We start from the raw sequence: 19,855 nt of genomic DNA, 5'->3' as shown, positions 1-19,855 counted from the left end.
CCCGGCCGGGGCCACCCGCGCGGTCAGAGGTCGCGGCGCTGGAACGACAGTGCCGCCAGGGTGAGCACCCCGACGACCCAGAACCCCGCCCACGCCAGGTACGCGCCGGTGAGCGGCGCCTGGCTGAGGAACGGGTGACCCTCGGCGGGGGAGCCGGCCAGGGCCAGCAGGGACGGGTCCTGGAAGGCGTACATGGCGCCCCGCCACAGCCCGTCGGTGGGCAGCATGACCTGGGAGACGGTGCCGACGCGGGCCAGGGACTCGTTGTCGAAGATGGCGCCGACGCCGCCGACGACGCCCGCGATCCAGGTGGCGCAGAACAGGCCGACCGACACGATGCCCGACGCCATCGGGGAGATGACGGTGGACAGCAGCAGGCCGAGGGTGAGCAGCGCGGTCGTCTGGGCGGCGAGCAGGGCCAGGCCGGCGACGGGGTCGGGCGGCCAGTAGCCGACCGTGCTGCGGACGACGACGAACTCGGCGGCCCCGGCCAGGATGACGAACGCGCTGCCGAAGGTGACCAGGCCCAGCCACTTGCCGACGAGCACCGCGGAGCGGCGGACCGGCCGGGCGAGCACGGCGAGGGCGATGCCGGACTCGGTCTCGCCGGCCAGGGTGGGGCCGGCGAGGAAGGCGGTGCCGAGGGCGGCGATCAGGCTCAGGCCGAACATCACCAGGTTGAGCACGGTGGACGCGGCCATCTTGGACTCGCCGCTGGTGAACGTGCCGAACTCGGCGTCGAGCAGCGAGAACCCCCACGCGCTGAGGGCGAGCAGCGCCACCATGAGCACGGCGAGCGAGCGCACCACCCGGCGGCGGCCCGCCTCGTGCAGGGTGAGGGCGGCGACGGTGAGGACGATGCGGGCGGTCATGGGTGTTCCTCCGTGTCACCGGCGCGCAGGATGTCGAGCAGGCGCTCCTCCAGGCTGATCCGGCCGGGTTCGACGGCGTGCACGCGCACCCCGAGGCGCACCAGGTCCGCGACCAGGGCGGGCACGATCGCGGCGTCGTCCTCGGCGGGCAGCGTGACCGTGAACGCGTCCCCGCTGCGGGTGAGGGCGCCGGCGGCGGCCAGCCGGGCCTCCGCGTCGGGGCCGACCCCGTCGAGGCGCAGCCGCAGCTCCCGCCGGCCGAGCAGTTCGGGCAGCGTGCCGGACGCGGCGACGCGGCCCTTGTCGAGGATGACGACCCGGTCGCAGACCCGCTCGACCTCGCCGATGAGGTGCGAGTTCAGCAGGACGGCGACGTTGCGGTCCTTCAGCGACAGCAGCAGGTCGCGCACGTCGGCCCGGCCGAGCGGGTCGAGGGCGCTGGTCGGCTCGTCGAGGACGACGAACTCCGGGCGGGCGACCAGCGCGACGGCCAGGCCGAGGCGCTGCTGCATGCCCTTGGAGAAGCCGCCGACCCGGTCGCGGGCGCGGTCGGCCAGGCCGACGAGGGCCAGGCACTCGCGCCGCTCGGCGGCCGGCACCGCCGCCCCGGACAGCCGGACGTGCAGGTCGAGCACCTCGGTGGCGGTCAGCCACGGCTGGTAGCGGAACAGCTCGGGCAGGTAGCCGACCCGGGCGCGGGACCGCGGGTCCCGGGCCGGCCGCCCGAGCAGCAGCACCTCGCCGGCGTCGGGCCGGACCAGCCCGAGCAGGATCTTGATGACGCTGGTCTTGCCGGCGCCGTTGGGCCCGAGCAGGCCGAGGACCTCCCCGCGGCCGACGGTGAACGACACCCCGTCGACCGCGGTCTGCCGCCGGTACCGCTTGCGCAGGCCGGAGCACCACACCGCCGGTGTCTCGGGCAGCTCGGCGAGCACCCGGTCGACGGCGTCCAGGGCGGGGCCGGTCACCGGTCCTCCAGGTCGCGGGCCACCGACAGGACCTCCTCGGTGCTCAGCGAGCCGGCGACGGCGGTGACGACGCCGTCCTGCACCCAGACGACGGCCGTCAGGGCGCCGTCGCGGGAGCTGAACACGGTGGCGGGCACGCCGTCGACGTCGGCGGAGGCGCTGGTCAGCTCCTCGGCCAGCACGTGCACCGGCAGGGTCCGGCCGTCGGCGGAGAAGGTGCGCAGCTGCGACTTGACGTGCTCGGGCAGGCCGGACAGCGACAGCAGGTAGTCGCGGGCGGTCTCGAACGGGACGCCCGTCGAGTAGCCCTTGGGCGCGACCACGCGGGCCACGAGCATGGCGGGCAGGCCGCGGGCCTCCTGCCAGACGGCGGCGACGCCGGGCCCGACGGTCAGCCGGAAGCTGCTGCCGTCCAGGCCGGCGGGCGCGGGCGGCAGGGTGTGCCCGGCCGCGGCGGCCGCCTGCCGGGCCTTGGCCTCGGAGAACGTGAAGACGGCGCTGGCCCGGTCGCCCACCTGGAACGAGGGTTCGCCGGTCACGCCGCGCGGCAGGTCGTCGACGCGGGGGACGTCGAGGCCGGTGGCCTGCCGGGCGGCGGCCGCGTCGGCGACGCCGCGCAGCTGCACCTCCTCGGTGACCTCCAGGTCGCCGTACCCGGAGAGGTCGGGCAGCTTGAGCAGGTCGGCCTGGGAGATCGAGATGGGGGCGATGCGCTCGGTCCGGAAGATCGGCAGCCAGTCGGCGGCGGCCGCGGCGCCGGCCCCGGCGAGCAGCGTCACCACGGCGACGCCGGCGATGACCGGGCTGCGCAGGGCGGTCCGCCAGCGGGAACCGGCGGCGGCGGTCTGCGGCCGGCGGCCGTCCGCGGCGGTCGCGGCGGTCGCGGCGGACAGGCGCGACCAGGCGCGGTCGACGTCGACGTCGGCGTCCATGTCCAGGGCCGCGCCGGTGAGCGCCGCGTCCCGCTGGGCGGCGGCGAGCCCGGCCCGGCACACCGCGCAGCCGGCGACGTGCTCACGGTCGGCGTCGGCGACGCCCGCCGGCTCGTCGAGGAGGCGGCGCAGCGTGCCGTCAGTCGGATGACGCATGACGGTTCAACTCCTTGCGTAGGGCGGATTCGGCGCGTCGCACAGTGGTGCCCACGCTGCCGGGGGAGAGGTCGAGGGCGGCGGCGACGTCGGCGTAGCTGACGCCGCTGTGCCGCAGGACGAGGGCGACGGCCTGCTTGCGGGGGAGCCGGGCGAGCGCCGCGCGCACCCGGCGCCGCTCGTCGAGGGTGACGACGGCGTCGGCGACGTCCGGCGTCACGGTGGCGCCGTCGCCGGCGGCCACCTCGCGGTGGGCGCGGCGGCGACCGGAGCGCAGGTGGTTCAGCGCGGTGTGCGCGGCGGCCACGGACAGCCAGCCCAGCGCCTCACCGGCGGGCACGGACGAGCGCCCGAACGTGAGGAAGACCTCCTGGGCCACGTCCTCGGCCTCGTCGCGCGACCCGAGGACCCGGGCGGCGACCGCCACGACCCGCGGGTAGGCGGCCCGGAACACCTGTTCGAGGTCGGCCCGGACGGCCTCGCGCCCCGGAACAGTCGCCACGGCCTCGCCCTTCCGCCCGGCCCGCCCGGAGGGCAGCCCGCGGCCGCCGGGGGACAGGACCGACCAGGCGGCCCGGCCCCGCACAAGTTCCACGTCATGCTCCACACCCGGTAAGCACCACCGGCGCCGCGGATGTGACACATCGGCCGGGAATTTCTTCCCACGCCGATCCTCACCCGGGGCGGCGCCGGGCGGGCGTCAACCGGGGAACGGGGCGGGGCGGGGGCTCAGGGCGCGAGGTCGTTGCGGGGGGTCTCCTCGCCGGCGACGGCCAGGCGGTTGCTCACGTCGAAGACGCCGGTGGTGTTCCAGGCCAGCTGGTGGGCGAGCAGCCGCACCGGCGCCGACCGCACCGTCCCCTCGAGGATGACGACCCGGTTCTGCACCTCGACGCGGATGTCCGCCAGCGCGGTATGGGCGTGCTCCGTGAGCCGGCCGACGACCAGGCGCTGCACGCCCCGGTCGCTCAGCGGCGCCGCGGCGGACCCGTGATCGGGACGTCCGGGGGGCCACTCGTCGGGGCGTTTCGGCATGGTCACCACCCACCTGTGCTCGGGATCGTCGCGCGTACCCCCGGTGGTGTGCCCCGCCGGCGGCCCGTTCAACGAACGACACCGATGATTCGGAGCACATCGGACGGCGGCTGGGTCCGGCGCGGCGTCAGCGGCGGTGGTGCCGGCCCTCCGGCGGCCGGCGCATCACCATCGGGTAGACGCTGGAGTACGCCTGCCAGGACGGTTCCTGCCGCTGGTGCGGGGGAGCGGCCGAGCGGGCCAGCGCGGGCAGCATGTCCTGCAGCGCCCGGTGCAGCTGCGGGTCGCCGATCAGGCCCTGCCCGTCGACGGCGCCCGGCCCGAGCGGCACCCGGATGCAGGCGGACCGCAGGAGCTGGGCGTTGCCGTGGTCGAGGGCGGTCTCCAGGGTGGCGCGGGCGCCGTCGTCGCGGCCGGGCGGGGACACCGACAGCCACGCCGCCGGCTTGCCGTCCAGCGCGCGGGCGTCGACGAGCCAGTCGAGCAGGTTCTTCAGCGAGCCGGGCAGCGAACCGGCGTACTCGGGGGTGGCGAACAGCAGGGCGTGGGACGTCTCGACGCAGTGCTTCAGCAGCATCACGGCGGCGGACGGGCTGGTCGCGCCGGGCACGTACGCGGGCAGGGTGCGCAGCCCGTCGTACAGGATCGTGGCGACGTCCGGCGGCGCGTGGCGGGCGGCGGTGCGCAGGGCGGCGGTGTGCAGTGAGCCGTCGCGGGTGCTGCCCGAAATCAGCACGATGCGCGTCATGGCGGACACCCTACGTCGATGCGGGGCCCGTTTTGTGGTGCTGCGCCGGGCGGGTCGCGCCGGCTCAGAGCACCGTGAACCGGCCCGCGGGGCGTCCGGTGGCCGCCAGCAGCAGCGGGGCCGCCCGCCCGTCGGCGACCGCCAGTTCCGTGACCAGGTGCAGCGCCTGCGTCGCCGCGTCCGGCGGCAGTTCCGCCGGTGTGCCGAGCGCAGCCGCCAGGTCGGCGGTGTGCACGGCCAGCTCGAAGACGCGGGTCGGCAGGTAGTCGACGAGCCGCATGCCGCCCGCGATCGTGGTCAGCAGCTCCGTGCCGTCGCAGGCGTCGACCAGGGGCAGGACCCGGCCGGCGATCTCCGCCACCGCGGCCGCCGGGTCGTCGCCCAGCGCCTTGCCGGCGGCGACGCCGCGCGGCGCGACGTCCGGACCGGCGGCGATCGCCCGGGTGGCGCGCACGTAGTCGGCCGCCGAGGCCAGCTCCGCCGACGCGGCCGGCCGGCCGAGGTACTCCTCGACGGTCAGCAGCGACCGGCTGGTGTGGCCCACGAGGGCGCGGACGTCCCACTCGCCCAGGCCCGGCTCGTCCCACCGGCCGGCGGCCCGGGAGGTCACGCCGACGAAGGCGACGGCGGCGGCGGCGAACGCCCGGCGGGAGTCGTCCCAGGAGAACGTCATGCGGGTCAGGGTAGTCGGCCGGCGCAGTCCGCCTAAACCACCTTCTAGCAGCGCAAAAGCAGTAAAGTCTGACCGACGTCGCCGGGTGCCGGCGGAGGGAGGCCCGGGCACGATGAAGGCGCCCCTGCCCCACGACGAGCCCGGCCGGCTCGCCGCGCTCGCGGAGGCCGCCGTGCTCGACACCCCGGCCGAACCGGCGTTCGACGAGATCGCCGGGGTGGCCGCCGAGACCTGTGCGGCGCCCGTCTCGCTCGTCACCCTCATCGACGCACACCGGCAGTGGTTCAAGGCGCGGATCGGCACCCGGGTCAGCGAGACCCCGCGCGACCTGGCCATGTGCGCCCACACGATCACCGTCCCGGGGCTGCTGGAGGTGCCCGACACCGCCGCCGACCCGCGGTCCGCCGGCAACCCGCTGCTGACCGCGAGCGGCATCCGCCACTACGCGGGCGCGCCGGTCGTCCTCCAGGACGGCCACGCCGTGGGCAGCGTGTGCGTCGTCGGCGAGGAACCGCGCACGCTGGGCCCCCGCGAGCGCCGCACCCTGCGGCTGCTGGCCGACCACGCCGGCAGCCTGCTCGACCGGCGCCGGCAGGAGGGCCGCGCCCGCGCCGCCGAGGAGCGCCTGCACGAGCTGGAACGGCTGAAGGCCACGTTCCTGGCCACCGTCGACCACGAGCTGCGCACCCCGCTGTCGTCGCTGTCCGGGCGCCTGGAGGTCCTCCTCGACTCGCTCGACGACCTGACCCCCGAGGTGGTCGCCAAGCACCTCGGCGTGATGCGCCGCAACGCCGACCGGCTGCGCCACCTCACCGACGACGTGTCGCTGGTGGCGCAGCTCGACCAGGGCGGCGTGCGCCTCACGCCGGCCCCGACCGACCTCGCCGCCGTAGTCCGGCGGGCCGTCGCCGCCTGCGAGCCGCTCGCAGCCCGCCGCGGCGTCCCGGTGCACGCCGTGACCGGCGCCGCCCCGGTGCCGCTGACCGCCGACGAGAACCGGCTGCTCCAGGCCTTGCGGCACCTCGTGGTGAACGCGATCACGTTCACCGTCGGCGGCGGCGAGGTGGTGGTCACCGTCGACGGCAGCGACGGGACGGTCGCCCGGATCCGCGTCGCCGACCAGGGCATCGGCATCCCGCCCCCGCTGCTGCCCCGGCTGTTCGAGCCGTTCCAGCGCGCGCCCGCCGCGTACGACCTGGTCGCGCAGGGCCTGGGGCTCGGCCTGACCACGGTCCGGGGCATCGTCGACGCCCACGGCGGCACCATCGACGTCGACAGCGCCCCGGGCGTCGGCACCACCGTCCGGATGTGCCTGCCGCGCCACCCCTGACCGATTGCTCATGGCCGGGGCCACCACGGCCGAAGTACCGGACGTGAGGCGACGGGCTCAGCGGGTTCCGGCGGCGCCCGCCCCGTCGCGCCCGCCGCGCGACGACGAGGGTGCGGCCCTCGTCGAGCTCGTCGTCGTGCTGGTGGTGGTGAGCCTGGTGGGGGCCCTGTTCACCGGTGGGATGCTGCAGATGCGGGCGAGCGCCGACAGCAACGAGCGGCTGGCGGTCGCGCAAGCGCAGCTGCACGCCGCGTTCCAGCGCCTCGACCGCGAGATCCGGTACGCGGACGGCATCAGCCCTCCCGGCCGGGCCGCCGGCGCCTGGTACGTGGAGTACTCGGCCACCACGGCCGGCGTGCCGTCGTGCACCCAGCTGCGGATGGCGGACGCCACGGGCCGGCTGGAGAGCCGCGGCCGGCGCGGCGGCGGGCCGGTCGGGTCGTGGCGCACGCTGGCGTCGTTCCTGTCCGGGCCGCGGGACTTCGCGCGCACCCCGGCGACGGCCGGCGGGGCCCGGCACCAGCAGCTCACCGTGACGCTCACCCTGGCCGCCGGATCCCGCGGGGCCCCGGCGAGCCGGCCGGCCGCGTTCACGTTCACGGCGCTGAACACGTCCGCCGGCACCGGCGACGACGTGTGCGGCGACCTGGTGCGCTCGTGAGGGCCACGGACCGCGGCTCGATGCCCCTGGCGATGCTGCTGACCGTCGTCGGGGTGGGCATCAGCCTGCTGCTGTCCACGACCGTGCTGCAGTCGATCTCGACGACCCGCACGGAGCGCGGCCGGGCGGCGGCGCTGCTCGCCGCCCGCAGCGGGCTGGACGACGCGCTGGCCGGGATCCGCGCCGCGCAGGACGCCGACGGCGTCGGGCTGGTCGACGGCCTGCCGTGCGGCCCGGCCGGGGTGCCGCAGCTCACCGGGTCGGTGGTGGGCGGCGACGTGCGGTACGAGGCGACGATCACGTACCTGACGCAGGACCCGACGGGCCACGACGCGGCGTGGGCGCGCGCGGCCGGGCGGCCGTGCGCGGCGCTGCTGGGTGCGGTGCCGCGGTTCGCGTACGTGGAGGCCACCGGCATCGCTCCCGGCGGCACGCACCGGCGGCGGCTGTACGGCACGTACCGGTTCAAGACGGCGATGAGCGGCAACGTCAGCGGCGGCGACATCCGCGGCCTCGCCGGGGTCGGCCTGTGCCTCGACGCGGGCCCGGCGCCGATGGCGGGCACGGTGGTCCGGATGCAGCCGTGCGCGACGGACCCGGACGGCGGGCCCGTGGCCCGGCAGACGTTCGCCTACCAGCCGAACGTGACGCTGTCGCTGGTCGGCGCGGACCTGTGCCTGGACGCGGGCTGGCCGCAGGCGGTGGGCAACGTCGTGACGCTCCAGGCGTGCGGCGCGACGACGCTGCCCCGGCAGCAGTGGAGCTTCAACTTCGCGGCCTCGTACGTGGGCACCGACGACGGCGTCACCACCAACGACAAGTGCTTCGCCCGGGAGCAGGGCAACGCCGCGGGCACCCGGCTGGTGCTGAACGACATGGCCGACAGCCTGGGCCTCGGCACGTACCGGTGCAACGAGCGCCTCAAGGGCCCGCACCACACGTGGGACCCGGCGCCGGAGGTGGGCGCGGCCGCGGCGGTGCTGCCGGTCACGAGGCAGCTGGTCAACTTCGGCAAGTACGGGCGCTGCCTGGACGTGCAGCTGGAGGACCCGGACCTGCCGTTCGAGGTGCTGTTCCCGTGCAAGCAGACGCCGGACCCGACGGTGCGGGACTGGAACCAGCAGTGGCAGCTGCCGGCCGACGGCACCGGGCCGCTGTGGTCGGACACCCCGAAGGGCCCGTACTGCCTGACCCTGCCGCCGCTGCAGGGCGGCGTGCTCGCGGCGGACGCGCGGCCGTGCACGCCGGCGTTCCCGGGCGCCGACATGACGTGGCTGGTGCGCGGGGCGGACACCTCGACGTACGACGAGGCGTACCGGATCGAGGGGACCGGCCCGTGGGCGGGCTGGTGCCTGACGCCGGTCGAGCCGATCTGGGACGGCACGGCCGACAAGGCCGGCATCGCCCCGTGCGGCGGCGACCACCGGCAGAAGTGGAACGCCGAGCCGGAGTCGTCCGCGCCCCGGTTCGCCGGGATCGGCGAGCGGTGAGGGCCCGGCCGGGCCGCGACGACGACGGCCACACCCTGCTGGAGACCCTGGTTTCGCTGGGCATCCTGGCCACCGTGCTGGCCGCGCTGACCCTGTTCTACCTGGCCTCCACGGCCGCCACCCGGCGGCAGGCCGACGCGCAGGCGGCCACGCAGCTGGCGGTGAGCGGCATGGAGCGGGTGAGCCTGCTGACCGGCGCGGCGCTGCTGGCGGGCCGCACCGAGCAGGCCGTCCGCCAGCAGGTGCGGGCGCCCGGCGTGGACGCGTACCTGGACCCGGCGAAGACGGCCCTGGTCTGGCAGGACCCGGCGGCGACCGGCGGCCCGGCGGCGGCGCTGTCCCTGCCCACGAGCCCGCAGCCGGTGCTGGTGGGCGGCGCCCCGACGAAGTTCCGGCAGTCCTGGTACGTCGGCGAGTGCTGGCGACCGGCGTCCGGCGGCGACTGCGTGGTCGTGCCGGCGGACCAGCGGGCCGGCCGCGTCCACCTGTACCGGGTGGTGGTGGCGGTGACCTGGCCGTCGCGGGACTGCCCGGGCGGCACGTGCGCGCAGGTGACGGCGATGCTGCGCGCCCCCGGCTCGGCGGACCCCACCTTCGGCCTCTGAGCCGGCTACCCCTCCAGCTGGGTGAGGACCTCGCGGAGCAGGTCGCCGAGCTGCCGTTGCCGGTCCTTCGGCAGGTGGGCGAGCAGCTCCTGCTGCCGCCCGAGCCCCGCGCCGACCGCCTGGTCGATCAGCTGCCGCCCCGCGTCGGTGAGGCTGACGAGCACCCCGCGCCGGTCCTGCGGGTCGGGCGAGCGCCGCACCAGCCCGGCCTTCTCCAGCCGGTCGAGCCGCGCGGTGGTGCCGCCGGAGCTGAGCATCATGGAGGCGGCGAGGGCCCCGGGCGACAGCTGGAACGGCGCCCCGGACCGCCGCAGCGTGGCCAGCACGTCGAACTCGGGCCGCCCGATGCCGAACTCGGCGTAGGCCCGCTCGACCACGTCCCCGGCGAGCTTCGCCAGCCGGTAGATCCGGCCGAAGACGGCCATCGCGGTGGTGTCCAGGTCGGGCCGCTCGCGCCTCCACTGCTCGACGATCAGGTCGACGCCGTCGTGTGCCATGCGCCCATTCTCTCGACATCAAGCTTCTTGACAAGGAGGCATCGCGGAGAGACTCTCTTTACGTCGAGATACTTTCCGTCGAAGGAGTTTCTCATGCGGTCCACGGTCCTGCTGGTCACCGCCGTCACCCCCGCCGTCTGGGGCAGCACGTACGCGGTCACCACCGAACTCCTCCCGCCCGACCGCCCCCTCCTCGCCGGCACCCTGCGCGCCCTCCCCGCCGGCCTGCTCCTCCTCGCCATCACCCGCCGCCTCCCGACGGGCGACTGGTGGTGGCGCGCCGCCGTCCTCGGCACCCTCAACATCGGCGCCTTCTTCGCCCTGCTGTTCGTCGCCGCGTACCGCCTCCCCGGCGGCGTCGCCGCCGTCCTCGGCGCCGCCCAGCCCCTGGTCGTCGCCGCCCTGACCGTCCTGCTCCTCACCGAACGCGTCGCCCTGCGCACCGTCCTCGCCGGCCTCACCGGCGCGGCCGGCGTCGCCCTCACCGTCCTCACCGCCCAGGCCACCCTCGACCCCATCGGCATCGCCGCCGGCACCCTCGGCACCGCGTCCATGGCGTTCGGCCTCGTCCTCACCAAGCGCTGGGGCCGGCCCGCCCCACTGCTCACCGTCACCGGCTGGCAGCTCACCGCGGGCGGGCTGGTGCTGCTGCCGCTGACCCTGGTCGCGGAAGGCCTGCCCCGCATGCTCACCCCCACCAACCTCACCGGGTACGCGTACCTGTCCCTCGTCGGCACCGCGCTGGCCTACACGCTGTGGTTCCGCGGGCTGGAACGCCTGCCGGCGGCGTCGGTGTCCCTGCTCGGGTTGCTGTCACCGCTGGTCGCGACGGTGATCGGGTGGGTCGTGCTGGGTCAGAGTCTGACGGTGGTGCAGGTGGTGGGGATGGTTGTGGCGCTGGGTGGGCTGATCCTGGGCCAGAACGTGTCGGTCCGCAGGCGGGGCACTGTGGACGGTGTGTCCGGCGGTGCGGCGGTTTCGCCGGGCGGGAGTGCGGCGGCGGCCATGCCGTCGTCTGGTGTGGCGGTCGTGCCGTCGTCTGGCGCGGCGCTGGGGCAGAGGCCTCCGGCTGCCTGTGCTCCGGGGCCGAAGGCGGTGTTCGTGGGCGGTGAGCCGGCGGCGCGGCCCGACCGGTTGGCGTCCGTGACCGGCGGCACGGTGGTGTAGTCCGCCGGCACGGCGCGGACGCCGGATCTGCCGGCGTCTGCCGTGGCTCTCACTGCCGGCGGCGTGCTGGCGGCAGCTGCCGTGGCTCCCGCCACCGCCGGCGGCCTGCTGCCGGCTCCGAATGTGTGACCCGCGGCGCGCGGCGGGTCAGCCCTCGCTCACCACGGCGCCGTTGCCGTCGACGACGACCGTCCGCCAGTAGCGGTCCCACTTGTCGTCGACGTGCCGCGGTTCCTTCCCGGCCGGATACCGCACGTACCCGGCGGGCGGCTCCTCCCCGTCCGGCACGCACGCGGCGCCGGTCGTGTTCCCCACCGCCTTGACCGGGTACTCGCCCGACCGGCAGATCGCATCCGGCCCCAAGCATCCGGCGACGGCGCCCGTCGCGGCCGTCACGACCGCGGCCGCGGCGGCCCAGCGCAGCGCCGTCCCGGCCCACCCGTTCCGTCTCATCCCGCCAGTGTCCCCGCAGCCCGCCACCACCGGCCCGGGTGCGGCTCCCGGGCCGGTCACGGTGGGCGGCGGGATCAGCGCCAGAACGCCCCGCGCCGCTTCCCCTCGCCCGCCGGGGGCTGCGCGGGAGTGGCGGGCGACTGCCCCGTGCCGGCGTACTCGTCGAGCAGCCGGATGATCTCCGGCCAGTTCGCCTCGATCTCGCCGGACCGCCGCATCAGCTCGAGCGCCCTGACGACCGGACTGTCGTCGGCGCCCTGGCCCGGGGTGCCGAGCAGGACGGTCAGGCGGCTGAGCAGGTCGGCGACCAGGCGGCGCTTCTCGGCGACGCCCTGGCCCGCCGCCGCGCGCAGGCGGTCGGCCTCCAGCGCGACGATCTGGCGCAGCGAGTCGTCCGGGGCGGCGGCGTGCGGCCGCGCGCCGGGCGGCGGGGTCGGTGCGCCCCCGCGCTTGGGCGCGCCGGCGCGGGCCGCCGCGGCCCAGAGCCTGCCGACCGGCCCGCCCGCCGCCATCGGCATCGGGGCGGCCATCGGCGCGAGGCTCGTGGTGAACTGGGCCGTGCCGGGCGGCGCGGCCGCGTACGCCATCGGGGCGAACGACGGCGCGGCCGGCGCCTGCATGTCCCAGCCCGCCGGCATCTCCACCGGCTGCACCACCCGGTGCGGGGTGCCGTCGGCGACGACCTCCGTGTCGACCGCGACGAACGCGGTGAAGCGGCACAGCACGCCGTGCTTCAGCGACGTCGCGACGATGCGGTCGGCCAGGTCGCGGCTGCCCGTCACGTACCGGTCCTCCAGGTCGCGCAGGTGCGCGCGGGCCCACTGGTGCGCGATCGCCGGCTCGTCGCGGCGCTGCACCGGGACGGTCGCCGACCAGTCCCGGTCGTCCGCGGTGCGGCCGCGCAGCGTCAGCGACCCGGCGGCCGCGCCGCGGTAGCGGCCCGTGACGACCAGCGGCACACCCGGGTAGATGGCGGCCGCCTTCGACGGCGTCCGCGTGTCGTCCACGAGGGACAGCCCGTCGGCCGTCAGCGACAGGTCGGTGACCAGGGGTGCGCCGATGCGCCGCTGGATGTGCTCCATCGCCTCGTCCAGCCGGTCCTCGCTCTCGACCAGCTCGCACCGGCCGCCGCCGACGGCCGCGAGCCGCGCCAGGAAGCCCGCGTTGACCGCCATGTCGATGCCGACCGTGTGCACGCGCGTGCGCCCCACCAGCGGCGCGATCTCGCGCAGGATCTGGTCCTCGTTGCCGACCTGCCCGTCGGTGACCAGCACCAGCACCCGGTCGCGCGCACCGCCGGCCTCGTCGCCGCCGCCGAGCAGCTGCAGGCCCGCGCGCAGCGGTTCCAGCAGCACGGTGCCGCCGCGCGCCTCCACCCGGGCCAGATGCTCGACCGCGCGGTACCGGTGCCGGTCCGACGCCGCCACCAGCCCGGCGCCCAGATCGGCGGGGTGGTCGATCCGGTCGTCGAACGTCACCACCGAGAAGCGGTCGTCCGCCGTCAGCGAGTCGACGATCCGGGCCGCCGCACGCCGCGCCGCCACCATCGACCAGCCGCCCATGCTGCCCGACCGGTCGAGCAGCAGCACCACGTCCCGCGGCCGGGCCGGCGCCGCGTCCGCGGGCGGCAACACCGTCAGCCGGTACGTGCCCTCCTCGGCGTCCCCGGCGGAGTCGGGCGCGCACACCGCCGCCGAACCGTCACCGGCGTACGGCAGCCGCAGCACGAAGTCGCGGTCCGCCCGTGCGCCCGGCGTGATCGTCAGCCGGTCGCCCTCGGCGGTGACCGTGTGCAGGCTGGACCGGACTTCGCCCAGGTCGAGCCCGCCCGCGTCGATGCCCACGCCGATCGTCAGGCGCAGCGGGTTCGGGAAGCCGGGCAGCAGCACCGGCGGCGAGATCCGCGACGCGTCCGGCACCGCGTCCGTGTCCGGCACGAACCCGTCGCCCACGGACGGCCCGTCGAGCGGCACGCCCGGCACGTACCGCGGCGCCACCACCAGCGGGAACCGGAACGTCGCCGCCCCGTCCTCCCACGCCAGCGGCCCGACGAGGCGCAGCTCCACGGTCACCCGCTCGCCGGGCAGGATGTTGCCGACCCGCATGGTGAACACGTCGGGCCGCTCCTCCTCGGCGATCGACGCGCGCCGCCCGCTCGCCACCGCCTCCGCGTACGCCTCCCGCGCGGCGCCCCGCTCCTGCAGCTCCGCCTCGACGGTGCGCCCGTCCGCCGTCATCGTCATGCCGGTCACGGCCGCCCGGTCCGGCAGCGGGAAGACGTACGTGGCCTCGAGTGCCGTGTCGAACACGTTGACGAACTCGGTCGTCAGCCGCACCCGCCCGACCAGGCCGGTGATGTCGGCCTGCACGTCGAGGCGGTCGAGCGGCAGGTTGCCGCGCTCGGTCCGCAGCGCACCGAGCCCGGAGTCCGGCGCGGCGCGCCCCACCCGGTCGAGTTCGGCCGGGCTCATCGGGCTGATGGAGAAGGTCATGACGAGCTCCTGTCGGGCGGTTCGCGGTGCGGTGCGGGGTGGTCGTTCCTGCGTGGTGTGGTCTGTTGGATCGCGTCAGCCGGCGGGATGTTCCCGTCCGTCCGGCTCCGTTCCGGGCGGATGGGCGAGCAGGCCGCGGTGCAGTAGCTCGGTCATGAGGGGGCGGGCGGCTTCGGCGATGGCGGCGCAGTCGGCCTCGCCGGCCTGGCCGGGCAGGAGCAGCACGGCCCCGCCGCCGAGAGCGACGGCCCCGAGCGGGACGGCCGCCGCCCCGGTGGGGTGCTGGGACCAGGGGGGCGGTGTGGAGGTCGACGGCCCGGTCGAGGCGGGTGAGTCGGTTCCGACATGGACGGAGGTGGGCCATGCGCCGCCGCCGGCGGCCGAGGCGGGGGAGTCGCCGGCGGCGACCGAGGCAGGCGCGGTGTCGGCCGCGGCCGCTGACCCGGAGGCCCTGAAGCCTCTCCGCGGCGGTCGCCCACCCGCCGTGCCGCCAGGCCCGGCCGCAGCCGGGGAGGTGGAGGAAACGACGGTCGCGGGGGCGTCGTCGGCCCAGAACCGGGGCCGGTCGGGCTCCGCCGCCGGCTCCCCGAAGTCGTCGGCGATCCGGACCTGACCCGGCGGGATGCGGGCGATGTCGATGAGGGCGCGGTTCGGGGCGCCGGTCAGCTCCGCCTGGATCTCGGCGAGGGTCAGCCCCGCCGCCTGCCGCCGCTTGAGGGCCACGAGCTGCAGCAGGTGCCGCATGCCGTACTGGGCGGTGCGCCCCTGCATCGTCGGCCGGTCGATGAGGCCGGTGGTCGCGTACCACCGGATGGCGCGGCGGTCGGGCACGTCGCGGACGCGGCCGTTCGGCGCGCCCGGGTACTCGGCCTCCAGGGCCGCCCGGACACGCTCCACCAGTTCGTCGATCGTCCACACGCCCATAACGTTGACACTGTCACCGTGACACTGTCAAGATGCGCCGACAGAAACGGCCGCGGTAGTGTGCCTGCCGCGGCCGTACTGGTGGAGAGGTCGGGGTCAGCGCCCTCGGCGACCGCCGACGCGCGTGCCGGCCGAGAAGGCCGCCGCGCTGCGCGGGGCGGCCGACGGGGCGGCGCCGCGGCCGGAGCCGCTGCCCTGGGAGGACGCGGAGCGGGTCGTGCCGGAGCGGCGGCGGCCACCGCCGCCTCCGCCGGTGGACGACGACGGGCGGCCCTGCGGCTGCGGGGCGGCCGCGGGCGGCGGGGTGACGAAGACGCGCTCGCCCGGGGCCAGCTGGGCGAGCAGGGCGTCGCCCGGGCCCAGCGGGGTGACCGTCGGGTTGATGCCGGCCTGGCGGGTCAGGGCGCGGACGTCCGCGGCCTGGTCCTCGGTCATCAGGGTGACGACCGTGCCGGCGGCGCCCGCGCGGGCGGTGCGGCCCGAGCGGTGCAGGTACGCCTTGTGCTCAGCCGGCGGGTCGGCGTGGATGACGAGGCTGACGTCGTCGACGTGGATGCCGCGGGCGGCGATGTCGGTGGCGACCAGCGTGTGCGCGTCGCCGGTGGAGAACGCGGCGAGGTTGCGGGTGCGGGCGTTCTGGGCGAGGTTGCCGTGCAGCTCGACCGCCGGCACGCCCGAGGCCACCAGCTGCTTGGTCAGGCGCCGGGCGCCGGACTTGGTGCGGGTGAACACGAGGGTGCGGCCGGGCGCGGCGGCCAGGTCGACCAGCACGGGCAGGCGGTCGTCGCGGCGGACGCGCAGCACGTGGTGGGTCATGGTGGCGACCGGGCTCTTCGGCGAGTCGATGCTGTGGGTGACCGGGCGCGACAGGTACCGCTTGACGAGGACGTCGATGCCGGCGTCCAGGGTGGCGGAGAACAGCAGCCGCTGGGTGCCGGCCGGGGTGGCGTCGAGCAGGCGCTTCACCACGGGCAGGAAGCCCAGGTCGGCCATGTGGTCGGCCTCGTCGAGCACGGTGATCTCGACCGCGTCGAGGGCGGCGTCGCCGCTCGACATGTGGTCGGCGAGGCGGCCCGGGCAGGCGATGAGGATGTCGACGCCGGCGCGGAGCGCGTTGATCTGCGGGCGCGGGCCGACGCCGCCGAAGACGGTGAGGGTGCGCAGGTTCAGGGCGGCGGCCAGCGGGGCGATGCTGGCGTCGATCTGGGAGGCCAGCTCGCGGGTGGGCGCCAGGATCAACGCGCGCGGGCGGCCGGGGCGGCGCGGGGCGCCGGACGCGGCGAGGCGGGCGAGCACCGGGATGGCGAACGCGTACGTCTTGCCGGAGCCGGTGCGGCCGCGGCCGAGGACGTCGCGGCCGCGCAGGGCGTCGGGCAGCGTGGCGGTCTGGATCGGGAACGGGGCGTGCACGCCCTGCGCCGCGAGGGCCTGGACCAGGGCGGCGGGCACCCCGAGGTCACCGAACGACGAGCCCTCGGCGGCGGCCGGAGCGTCGGCGACGGGAGCGGCGTCGACCACGGGAGCGGCGGACGGCGCGGAGGCCGCCGACGGCGCGGAGGCGGCGGACGAGACGGCAGCGGCGCCGCCACGGCGACCGCGCGACCGCGACGACCGGGAAGGCGCAGACCCAGCGGCCTCGGCACTCGCCCCGGAGGCCGGGGCAGAAGCGGAGACAGGGGCAGAAAGGGAAGCCCGGCCGGCGTCACGGCCCGAATCACGGCCCGCGACACGATCGGCGTCGCGGCCGGCGACGCGACCCGAGTCGCGGCCGGCGGAGCGGCCAGAGCCGGCAGCGCGGCCGGCATCGGCGCCCGAAGTGCGAGTCACGGCGGGCGCGGTGAAGGAGAGGGTGCGGTGGTCGTCCGAGCGGGCTTCCGGGGAAGCGGCGGGCGACAGCGTGTTGTTTCGAGGGCGGCGGGCCGCCATGCGGTTCTCCGAACGTAGAGGTGAGTCAGCCGGACGGCGCTGACCGTTGGGTCGCGGCACGTGACGGCGACGTCAGACGAGGGCGGGCGGGGCCGAGACCGGACCGTCAGGGACCGGAACCTCCAGCCCGCACCGCCCTACACTACCGCGATCACGGGTGGCTACGCACCTCACATGATCAGCGGCGGTTGTACAGGCGCATGGTCAGCGTGCCGAAGACGGCCACGAGAACAGCGCTGGCCACCACAACCCACAGCACCTCGCCGGTGTTCCAGCCGCCGTCCATGAGCGTGCGCACGGCGGTGACCAGCCGGGTGACGGGGTTCGCCTGGACGAAGGCCTCCAGCACGTCGGGCATGGTGCTGGGCTGCACGTACACGTTGCTGAGGAACGTCAGCGGGAAGATGACCAGCATGCTGACGCCCATCACGGACTTCTCCGAGCGCAGCAGCAGGCCGAACATCGTCCAGATCCACGAGAACGCGAACGAGAACAGGATGAGCAGGGCGATGCCGGCCGCCACCCCGAGGACGCCGCCGGCGGGGCGGAAGCCGAGGGCCAGGCCGATGCCGAGGATGACCAGCGACGCGATGGCGTAGCGCAGCATGTCGCCGAAGATGGCGCCGACCAGGGCCGCGGGGCGCCACACGGGCAGGGTGCGGAAGCGGTCGAAGACGCCCTTCTCGATGTCGGTGTTGACGCCGACGCCCGTGTACATGGTGATCATGACGACGCTGGTCACCATGATGCCGGGCAGCAGGAACTGGATGTACTCGCGCGGCGAGCCGGCGAGCGCGCCGCCGAACAGGTACGTGAACAGCAGCACCATGATGATCGGGAACGCCGTCACGTCGAACAGCTGCTCGGGGACGTGCTTGATCTTCAGCACGGCGCGCCAGCCGAACGTGACGGACGCGGACCAGGCGCTGGGGCGCTTGGGGCGGGGCCCGCGCGCCAGCACGTTGGTGAGGTCGGCGACGGGCGCCTCGGTGACGGTGGTGTTGTCCGCGACGGTGCTCACGCCGGTACCTCCGTGCGGGCGGTGAGGGCCAGGAAGACCTCGTCCAGGCTGGGCTGGCCGAGGGAGAAGTCGTCGACGACGATGCCGGCGGCCGCCAGGGCGGCGAGGGCGGCGGAGGCCTGTTCGGCGGCGCCGCGGTCGCTGCCGTGGGCGCCGGCGCGGGCGGCGAGCGCGACCGGGTCGGCGTCGAGCTGCACGTCGCCGGCGAGGGCGTCGGCGAGGATGCGGGCGGCCTCGGCGCGGCGGTGCGGGTCGCGCAGGCGGACGTGCACGCTGCCCGCGCCGACGGAGCTCTTGAGCTGGCCGGGGGTGCCCTCGGCGATCACCCTGCCGTGGTCGATGACGGCGATGCGGGAGGCGAGCCGGTCGGCCTCGTCGAGGTACTGGGTGGTGAGCAGCACGGTGGTGCCGTGGGCGACGACCTCGCGGATGATGTCCCACACCTGGTTGCGGCTGCGCGGGTCGAGGCCGGTGGTGGGCTCGTCGAGGAACAGCAGGTCGGGCGTGTTGAGGATGCTGGCGGCGATGTCGATGCGCCGCCGCATGCCGCCCGAGTACTTCTTGACCTGGCGGTCGGCGGCCTCGGTGAGCCCGAACGCGGCGAGCAGCTCGGCCGCGCGTTCCCGGGCGGCGGGTTTGCGGTGGCCGAGCAGGCGGGCGAGCAGCTGGAGGTTCTCCGAGCCGGTCAGGTCCTCGTCGACGGAGGCGTACTGGCCGGTCAGGCTGACCCGGCGGCGCACCTCGGCGGCCTCGCGCACCACGTCGTGGCCGAACACGCGGGCCTCGCCGCCGTCGGGGCGCAGCAGCGTGGCCAGCATGCGCACGACGGTGGTCTTGCCGGCGCCGTTGGGGCCGAGGACGCCGTAGACCGAGCCGGCGGGCACGGTCAGGTCGACGCCGTCGACGGCGCGGTTGTCGCCGAACGTCTTCACCAGCCCGGAGGTCTCGATCGCGGGACCGGTGGTGCGGTCGCTCATCGCCACAGCGCCTTCCGTAGCCGACAGGACGCCCTCATTCTGCAACCGGGGTACGACAAGACAAGCGGTTTACCGGCGGGAACCAGCGGGGCCCGCCGCGCGACCATAGGACCATGCGGTGTGATGACTGGCGTGATCTGCTGTCGGCGCAGCTCGACGGCGAGGACGACCCGGCCCGCCGGGACGACGTCGACGCGCACCTGGCCGGCTGCGCGGACTGCCGGCAGTGGCTGGACCGGGCGGCGGCCGTCAACCGGCTCACCCGGACCGGGCCGGCGGTCACGCCGCCGGACCTGAGCGCGGCGATCCTGGCCGCGCTGCCGCCGGCGGCGGCGCCGCGGCGCCCGCGCCGCCTGGTGACCGCCCTCTACGCGGCGCTCGGCCTGGTCGGGGCCGTCCAGCTGGTCCTGGGCCTGGCCCAGGTCGGCGGGGGTACGACGGGCGCGCACTCGCACGCGGGCGCCGGCCTCACGGCGACCGCGGGTCACCTGTGGCACGAGTCGGCCGCGTGGAACGTGGCGCTGGGCGCGGGCTTCCTGCTCGTCGCGCTGCGGCGCAGCCGCCCGACCGGCCTGGTGCCGATGCTGACGGCGTTCGTGGCGATGCTGGTGCTGCTGTCGCTCAACGACCTCACGACCGGCCGGGTGGACGTGCAGCGCCTGGTCAGCCACGGTTTCGTGCTGGCGGGCTACGCCCTGGTGGTGGCGCTCAACCGGCGCCCGGCCGGCCCGGCGGACCCGCGCGACGGGCTCGGCGAGCCGGCGCCGTGGCGCGCGACGTTCCCGGACGAGCACGAGGCGGCCCCGGAGCCGCAGCCCGGCCCGCGCCTGCGGCTGCTGCCCGGCGGGCCGCCGCCCGCGACGGCCCGCGCCGGCCACCCCGCACCGGGGTCGCCCCGCGCGCCGCGCCGGGCGGCGTGACGCCGCTA

20 protein-coding genes are annotated in these 19,855 nt (G+C 76.1%); 6 read left to right on the top strand and 14 right to left on the bottom strand.

Features of this window, described 5'->3' with window-relative positions; all coding sequences use genetic code 11:
* Positions 1 to 23: 23 nt before the first annotated feature.
* The 7 genes from Sya03_RS29105 to Sya03_RS29075 form a co-directional block, all read right to left on the bottom strand.
* Positions 24 to 872, bottom strand: coding sequence for an ABC transporter permease (locus Sya03_RS29105; protein WP_203941648.1), 849 nt, complete (start codon positions 870 to 872; stop codon positions 24 to 26).
* Positions 869 to 1,840: an ABC transporter ATP-binding protein gene (locus Sya03_RS29100; protein ID WP_203941647.1), complete on the bottom strand. Its 972-nt coding sequence runs from the start codon at positions 1,838 to 1,840 to the stop codon at positions 869 to 871. The genes Sya03_RS29105 and Sya03_RS29100 overlap by 4 nt, the downstream gene beginning before the upstream one ends.
* Positions 1,837 to 2,928 carry a hypothetical protein gene (locus Sya03_RS29095; RefSeq protein ID WP_203941646.1) on the bottom strand — a complete coding sequence of 364 codons (1,092 nt, stop codon included), beginning with the start codon at positions 2,926 to 2,928 and terminating at the stop codon, positions 1,837 to 1,839. The genes Sya03_RS29100 and Sya03_RS29095 overlap by 4 nt, the downstream gene beginning before the upstream one ends.
* Entirely contained in the window at positions 2,912 to 3,523 is a 612-nt protein-coding gene (locus Sya03_RS29090) for a sigma-70 family RNA polymerase sigma factor (protein WP_203941645.1), read from the bottom strand. The genes Sya03_RS29095 and Sya03_RS29090 overlap by 17 nt, the downstream gene beginning before the upstream one ends.
* Before the next feature lie 134 nt (positions 3,524 to 3,657).
* Positions 3,658 to 3,963 carry a BON domain-containing protein gene (locus tag Sya03_RS29085; protein WP_203941644.1) on the bottom strand — a complete coding sequence of 102 codons (306 nt, stop codon included), beginning with the start codon at positions 3,961 to 3,963 and terminating at the stop codon, positions 3,658 to 3,660.
* A gap of 127 nt (positions 3,964 to 4,090) precedes the next feature.
* A complete protein-coding gene (locus Sya03_RS29080) occupies positions 4,091 to 4,711 on the bottom strand; it encodes an NADPH-dependent FMN reductase (RefSeq protein ID WP_203941643.1) in 621 nt (206 codons plus the stop codon).
* A 64-nt stretch (positions 4,712 to 4,775) separates the two neighbouring features.
* Positions 4,776 to 5,384, bottom strand: a complete 609-nt coding sequence (locus Sya03_RS29075; protein WP_203941642.1) for a maleylpyruvate isomerase N-terminal domain-containing protein — start codon at positions 5,382 to 5,384, stop codon at positions 4,776 to 4,778.
* Positions 5,385 to 5,496: 112 nt separating this feature from the next.
* On the opposite strand from Sya03_RS29075, the gene Sya03_RS29070 reads away from it, so the two are divergent.
* Genes Sya03_RS29070 through Sya03_RS29055 form a run of 4 tightly spaced genes read left to right on the top strand, consistent with a single transcriptional unit; the run spans position 5,497 to position 9,470 of the window.
* Positions 5,497 to 6,714 carry a GAF domain-containing sensor histidine kinase gene (locus Sya03_RS29070; RefSeq protein WP_203941641.1) on the top strand — a complete coding sequence of 406 codons (1,218 nt, stop codon included), beginning with the start codon at positions 5,497 to 5,499 and terminating at the stop codon, positions 6,712 to 6,714.
* 43 nt (positions 6,715 to 6,757) lie between these two features.
* Positions 6,758 to 7,375: a hypothetical protein gene (locus Sya03_RS29065; RefSeq protein WP_203941640.1), complete on the top strand. Its 618-nt coding sequence runs from the start codon at positions 6,758 to 6,760 to the stop codon at positions 7,373 to 7,375.
* Entirely contained in the window at positions 7,372 to 8,865 is a 1,494-nt protein-coding gene (locus tag Sya03_RS29060) for an RICIN domain-containing protein (RefSeq protein ID WP_203941639.1), read from the top strand. Before Sya03_RS29065 ends, Sya03_RS29060 begins: the two co-directional genes overlap by 4 nt.
* Positions 8,862 to 9,470 (top strand): type IV pilus modification PilV family protein, encoded by a 609-nt coding sequence (locus Sya03_RS29055; RefSeq protein WP_203941638.1) that lies wholly within the window; start codon positions 8,862 to 8,864, stop codon positions 9,468 to 9,470. The genes Sya03_RS29060 and Sya03_RS29055 overlap by 4 nt, the downstream gene beginning before the upstream one ends.
* A 5-nt stretch (positions 9,471 to 9,475) precedes the next feature.
* Here the strand turns inward: Sya03_RS29055 and Sya03_RS29050 are convergent, their stop codons facing one another.
* On the bottom strand, positions 9,476 to 9,967 hold the full coding sequence (locus Sya03_RS29050; RefSeq protein ID WP_203941637.1) for a MarR family winged helix-turn-helix transcriptional regulator: 492 nt from the start codon (positions 9,965 to 9,967) through the stop codon (positions 9,476 to 9,478).
* 93 nt (positions 9,968 to 10,060) lie between these two features.
* Here Sya03_RS29050 and Sya03_RS29045 point away from each other — a divergent pair, with 93 nt between their 5' ends.
* Positions 10,061 to 11,134, top strand: a complete 1,074-nt coding sequence (locus Sya03_RS29045; RefSeq protein ID WP_203941636.1) for an EamA family transporter — start codon at positions 10,061 to 10,063, stop codon at positions 11,132 to 11,134.
* Positions 11,135 to 11,281: 147 nt separating this feature from the next.
* On the opposite strand, the gene Sya03_RS29040 is transcribed toward Sya03_RS29045, so the two are convergent.
* From Sya03_RS29040 to Sya03_RS29015, 6 genes are all read right to left on the bottom strand, one after another.
* A complete protein-coding gene (locus Sya03_RS29040) occupies positions 11,282 to 11,587 on the bottom strand; it encodes an SCO0607 family lipoprotein (protein ID WP_203941635.1) in 306 nt (101 codons plus the stop codon).
* Positions 11,588 to 11,661: 74 nt separating this feature from the next.
* Positions 11,662 to 14,079 (bottom strand): VIT domain-containing protein, encoded by a 2,418-nt coding sequence (locus tag Sya03_RS29035; protein ID WP_203941634.1) that lies wholly within the window; start codon positions 14,077 to 14,079, stop codon positions 11,662 to 11,664.
* 75 nt (positions 14,080 to 14,154) lie between these two features.
* Positions 14,155 to 14,997, bottom strand: a complete 843-nt coding sequence (locus Sya03_RS31425) for a MerR family transcriptional regulator (protein WP_239107933.1) — start codon at positions 14,995 to 14,997, stop codon at positions 14,155 to 14,157.
* A gap of 102 nt (positions 14,998 to 15,099) precedes the next feature.
* On the bottom strand, positions 15,100 to 16,521 hold the full coding sequence (locus Sya03_RS29025) for a DEAD/DEAH box helicase (RefSeq protein WP_239107932.1): 1,422 nt from the start codon (positions 16,519 to 16,521) through the stop codon (positions 15,100 to 15,102).
* 586 nt (positions 16,522 to 17,107) lie between these two features.
* Positions 17,108 to 17,950, bottom strand: coding sequence for an ABC transporter permease (locus Sya03_RS29020; RefSeq protein ID WP_203941632.1), 843 nt, complete (start codon positions 17,948 to 17,950; stop codon positions 17,108 to 17,110).
* A complete protein-coding gene (locus Sya03_RS29015) occupies positions 17,947 to 18,927 on the bottom strand; it encodes an ATP-binding cassette domain-containing protein (protein ID WP_203941631.1) in 981 nt (326 codons plus the stop codon). The genes Sya03_RS29020 and Sya03_RS29015 overlap by 4 nt, the downstream gene beginning before the upstream one ends.
* 113 nt (positions 18,928 to 19,040) lie before the next feature.
* Between Sya03_RS29015 and Sya03_RS29010 the strand changes: the two genes are divergently transcribed.
* Positions 19,041 to 19,847: a zf-HC2 domain-containing protein gene (locus tag Sya03_RS29010; protein ID WP_203941630.1), complete on the top strand. Its 807-nt coding sequence runs from the start codon at positions 19,041 to 19,043 to the stop codon at positions 19,845 to 19,847.
* The last annotated feature ends 8 nt before the right edge of the window (positions 19,848 to 19,855 follow it).

This window comes from Spirilliplanes yamanashiensis (assembly GCF_016863475.1).
In the GTDB taxonomy this organism is placed as follows: Bacteria; Actinomycetota; Actinomycetes; order Mycobacteriales; family Micromonosporaceae; genus Spirilliplanes; species Spirilliplanes yamanashiensis.
Note: the sequence above shows the minus strand (reverse complement) of the source record. Positions and strands in the feature narration are given on the sequence as shown.